5 protein-coding genes are annotated in these 5,332 nt (G+C 37.0%); 4 read left to right on the forward strand and 1 reads right to left on the reverse strand.

From position 1 onward, the window contains the following. Window positions 1-104 precede the first annotated feature (104 nt). Window positions 105-1,715: a putative polysaccharide biosynthesis protein gene (locus WBG45_RS15580; RefSeq protein WP_424416006.1), complete on the forward strand. Its 1,611-nt coding sequence runs from the start codon at window positions 105-107 to the stop codon at window positions 1,713-1,715. A gap of 12 nt (window positions 1,716-1,727) precedes the next feature. Next, window positions 1,728-2,441: a pseudouridine synthase gene (locus tag WBG45_RS15585; RefSeq protein WP_424416007.1), complete on the forward strand. Its 714-nt coding sequence runs from the start codon at window positions 1,728-1,730 to the stop codon at window positions 2,439-2,441. A gap of 41 nt (window positions 2,442-2,482) precedes the next feature. On the opposite strand, the gene WBG45_RS15590 is transcribed toward WBG45_RS15585, so the two are convergent. Next, window positions 2,483-2,704 (reverse strand): DeoR family transcriptional regulator, encoded by a 222-nt coding sequence (locus WBG45_RS15590; protein WP_108587446.1) that lies wholly within the window; start codon window positions 2,702-2,704, stop codon window positions 2,483-2,485. Between the two features lie 347 nt (window positions 2,705-3,051). Here WBG45_RS15590 and pepV point away from each other — a divergent pair, with 347 nt between their 5' ends. Beyond that, window positions 3,052-4,446: a dipeptidase PepV gene (pepV, locus tag WBG45_RS15595; RefSeq protein ID WP_424416009.1), complete on the forward strand. Its 1,395-nt coding sequence runs from the start codon at window positions 3,052-3,054 to the stop codon at window positions 4,444-4,446. Between the two features lie 15 nt (window positions 4,447-4,461). Next, window positions 4,462-5,313: a D-amino-acid transaminase gene (dat, locus tag WBG45_RS15600; protein ID WP_424416008.1), complete on the forward strand. Its 852-nt coding sequence runs from the start codon at window positions 4,462-4,464 to the stop codon at window positions 5,311-5,313. Window positions 5,314-5,332 lie beyond the last annotated feature (19 nt).

Here is a 5,332-nt window from a genome sequence, read left to right on the forward strand (position 1 = left end):
TACACACTTTCTCTTTTTTCTTTTATTATAAACTATTTGTGGTTTTCATGTCCGAAGGGTAAAATATCCTGTAGGTTAAAAATTTAGAGGTCAGGAAGTTAAACATGTCAAATACATTATTTAAAGGGACGGCCATATTAACATTAGGCCTATTCCTATCCAAAATACTTGGTGTTATCTATGTCATCCCATTCTATGCAATGGTGGGTGAAGATAATATTGGTTTATACCAATATGCATATATTCCATATAATTTGATGTTAGCTGTTGCAATTTCGGGTGCTCCGCTGGCTTTCTCGAAATATGTTTCCAAGTATAATTCTTTAGGCGATTATGAAACTGGAAGAAGACTTTTAAAGTCCGGTCTTCTAGCGATGATTATAACTGGCTTTGTATCATTTCTTTTCTTATATTTCTTTGCAGATGTTTTAGCTAACATTACGATTAGAGATGATGATAAAAATCATTCAGTTGAGGATGTAGCATCTGTTATTAGATGGGTCAGTTTCGCCTTAATCGTGGTGCCATTTATGAGCTTGCTACGTGGGTTCTTCCAAGGATATAGTTTCATGATGCCGACTGCATTATCCCAATTAATTGAGCAAATAGTACGTATATTGTTTTTATTAGTAGGTGCATATTTAGTAATTAATGTCTTTAATGGGACACCTAAAGGCGCAGTAGAGGTAGCAGTTTTATCAGCATTTGTTGGTGCTTTGGGTGGTCTTGTCGTACTTTATTATTACTGGCGTAAAAAGAAGCCAGAATATAACGTTTTACTAGAGGAATCAACGACATCTCACAATGTGAAATTATCAGATATGTATAAGGAAATTCTTGTATATGCAGTACCTGTAGTCTTTTTAGGTGTTGCGAATCCATTATTTCAATTTGTTGATATGCTAACTTTTAACAGAGCAATGAGCGGATCAGAAAATGCTGCTGATTCTGGTGATTACTTAGCTATGTTGAATTTTCAATCTCACAAGTTGGTCATGATTCCTGTTATGTTGGCAACAGGATTCTCTATGGCATTAATTCCTTTAATTACTAAATACTTCACATTAAATGAACATACACAACTATCGAATACACTCGATAAAACGTTCCAAGTGCTCTATTTTTTAACTCTTCCCGCAGTGGTAGGAATGACTGTTCTAGCAAGTGAACTTTATCATTTGTTTTATGAGCAAAGTGTAATAGGTTCAGATATTCTGGCTCATTATTTGCCTGTAGCTATTCTTTTCAGTTTGTTCCCTGTAACGGCCGCTATTTTGCAAGGGATAAACCAACAGAAATGGATTATTCTAAACTTACTAGTTGGATTATTAATTAAATTAGCTTTAAATATTCCTTTAATTGCGCTTTGGGAAACAAATGGCGCAATTGCAGCGACTGTCATCGGGTATAGTATTGCAATCTTCATGAACGTTGCAGTTTTAGTTGTCACACAAGATTATCGTTCAAAACTATTAGTACGTAGAATTGCTTTAATTACAGTTATGAATGCCGTGATGTTGATTGTGGCAGCAATTGCACGCTTGATCGTCGTTCAAATCATGCCAGCTGAGTCGAAATTCGATGCCATACTCATTATTTTAATTGTTGGGGCTATCGGCGGTTTGGTTTATATGGCTATAGCGCTTCGTTTAGGAATTGCTCAAAAACTGTTTGGCGAACGATTAACGAAATATACGAAGAAATTTGGTTTGTAAGGTGGTCGTTTCATGAGGTTAGATAAATTACTTTCTAATATGGGATATGGATCAAGAAAAGAAGTTAAAATATTGTTGAAATCCAAAGCGGTAGAAGTGAATGGATGTGTTGCGAAAGATGTGTCCATGCATGTTGACACAGATGCCGATGAAATTTTAGTAATGGGTGAAAAAGTGGTGTATACAGAATTTATTTACTTAATGATGAATAAACCACCTGGTGTCATTTCAGCTACGGAAGACAAACACGATAAAACCGTGATTGATCTACTAGATCCTTTAGCTCAACATTTTAAACCGTTTCCAGTTGGACGCTTAGACAAAGATACTGAAGGATTGTTAATTCTAACGAATGACGGGCACTTAACCCATCAATTGTTATCGCCCAAAAAACACGTACCTAAATTATATTTTGCTATCATAGAAGGTAGAGTAACTGAAGATGATGTGATGAAGTTTAAAGAGGGTGTTACACTGGATGACGGTTATTTTACGAAGCCAGGAGAACTGACAATCCTTTCTAGTGGAGATGTCTCCGAAATTGAGTTATCTATTATGGAAGGGAAATTCCACCAAGTGAAACGAATGTTTGAATCAGTTGGGAAAAAAGTGACCTATTTAAAGCGCATGCGTATGGGGTCACTTCAATTGGATGAAACTATAGAGCTTGGGGATTACCGCCATTTAACAGAGGAAGAACTTGAAGCATTACAGCAAAAAGAATGACCGAGATTTTTCGGTCATTCTTTTTTGTTATGAATATTTTTCTAAGATGTCATTCTTACACGCTTGCTCGTCGTTGTCCAACTGCCTCGACTCGGGCTGCTGACTAAGTCATTAAAGGCTAACACGTTCAAATCTCTTTGAACGGTGCGAGGAGTGATGCCAAATTCATCGACTAAATCTTGTGTCGTTACAATTCCGTGATCTCGGATGTACATATACACGTCTTTAATTCGATTAAGCATCCGATCAGTAGTTGGTTTCATGTGTTGAACCACTCCTTCATCTTATAATCTCTTGGCAAAGACTAGCGGACGACAATGAGTCAATACAGACTCTGTTAGTTGAATAGAGTGCCTTTAGACAGCCCCTTTTCTAATTGTTGGTCAGGTTACTGTAGTCTGACAATTCAATTATAAAATAAACTACTGAATTTTTCTAGCATAATATCTTAATTTTACAGAGACTTAACAATTCCAAAGTGAAAAAAGCGAACGAATATTAGATAGATACAGATAATGTTCGTTTATTGAAAAATTGACTTTACCCCTATGATTTTTTGTTGAAAGGTGTAAAATAGCTTTAAGAAAGTGGCAGGAGGAATTTAAACGTGATTAATTGGATGGAAGAAGCGAAAAATAAACAAACAGAACTTTTAACAGACTTACAACAACTTATTCAAATTCCGAGTGTACTGGATGAAGAACAATCTTCAAGTTCACAGCCGTTTGGACCCGAGCCACTAAAAGCGTTAGAGTGGATGCTTCAAAAAGGGCAAGAAGCTGGAATGACGGTTAAAAATATAGATCAAATGGCTGGTCATATTGAAATGGGAGAAGGCGAAGAGCTTCTTGGTATTTTAGGTCATGTTGATGTCGTGCCCGCTGGCAAGGGATGGACGTATCCACCTTTTGAAGGACATATTGAAAATGACCGCTTATATGGCAGAGGTGCCATAGACGATAAAGGACCAACAATGGCAGCATGGATGGCCATGAAATTAGTAAAAGAAGCGGGGATTCCGTTAAATAAACGGGTACGATTAATCATTGGCACAGATGAAGAAAGTGGTTTCCGTTGTGTGGAACGCTATTTTGAAAAAGAAGAAATGCCACATATCGGTTTTGCTCCCGATGCTGATTTCCCTATTATTAATGCAGAAAAAGGCATTGCAACCTTACGATTTACGACAACTAAGTTGGATGAAGATGAACAACTACATTCATTCCAAGCAGGCACACGCACAAATATGGTGCCAGATTTAGCAACTGCAGTAGTTCAACTAAAACATGATACACTTGAAAATGATTTTGAACAATTTAAGAAGGAACATAATCTTCAAGGTTCAGTGGCATTCGAACATGATGTTGTCGTCCTTACTTTGGAAGGTAAGTCCGCACATGCAATGGAACCTAATGAAGGTGTGAATGCTGGAGTTTATTTAGCTGAATTTTTAAAAGGAATTGTCACTACATCTGGTTCAAAAACATTCGTTGATTTTGTTTCTACTTCTTTCTTAAATGACTCGAGAGGGCATGCATTTGCATTAAATTATCAGGATGAAATGTCCGGTGACACAACATTAAATGCAGGAATTCTTTCATTTGATTCTGCTATCGGTGGTACAGTGGATGTGAGTTTACGTTACTCAGTGTCGTTTGAATTTGATAAGAATGTGACAAAGTGCCAGACACTTTTAAGAGAAAATAGTATTTCTGTAGATGTGGTATCAAATTCAACACCACATTACATCGAAGAATCAGATGAACTGATACAAAGTTTATCCCGTGTGTATGAGCGTCAAACAGGTGAGAAGGCTTCCTTGCTTTCAATAGGTGGTGGAACATATGCCCGAGTTCTCACTAAAGGAGTAGCATTCGGAATGTTATTCCCAGGTGAAAAGGATGTGGCTCATCAAGTAGATGAATTTGTTGATATCCCTAATTTAATCAAAGCAGTAGCTATATACGCAGATGCGATTTGCGAACTTGCTTCAAATCAATCTTAGAAAGAAGGAATATTTATGATGTGGGTATTATGGAATGATCGACTTGTAAAAGATGGTGACATTCAGTTGTCAAAAGAAGACCGAGGTTATCAATTTGGAGACGGTATTTATGAAGTCATTCGTATTTATGATGGCAGCATGTTTACTGCAACAGAACATATTAACCGTTTTTACAACAGTGCAGATAAAATTAAGTTAGTAATCCCTTTTACGAAAGATGTTTTTCATAAAATGTTGTACGATCTCATTGAAGCAAATGAAATCACTACAGGCCAAGTGTATGTGCAAATTACCCGTGGAGCTTCTCCACGTCAGCATCAGTTTCCTACAGATGCGGTAGAGCCAGTTTTGACTGCGTATACGAAAGAAGTAGAACGTCCTGTTTCACAAATGGCTAATGGTGTAGCAGCTAAAACAGTTGAGGATGTTCGCTGGTTGCGCTGTGATATTAAGAGTCTAAACTTGCTAGGGAACGTAATGGCCAAACAAGAAGCGCATGAAGCGGGTTGCTTCGAGGCTCTATTACATAGAGGAGATTTAATTACAGAAGGTTCTTCATCAAATATGTACGGTATTAAAGACGGAGTTCTCTACACGCACCCGGTTACAAATCTGATTTTAAATGGTATCACACGAAACGTGATTTTAGAATGTTGCAAAGAAATTGGTTTACCAGTAGTCGAAGAACCAATGTCGCTAACGAATTTATATTCAAATGAAGAATTCTTTATGTCTTCAACAACTGCAGAAATCATGCCGATTATTGTGATTGATGGGAAAAAAATCGGTAATGGTTTACCTGGAAACTGGACTAAGAAATTACAAACTGCATTAGAAGCAAAAATTAATCAAGCTGTTCATGTATAATTTTCAGCCTCTCTACTCT

This window comes from Paenisporosarcina sp. (assembly GCF_049671445.1).
Taxonomy (GTDB): Bacteria; Bacillota; Bacilli; order Bacillales_A; family Planococcaceae; genus Paenisporosarcina.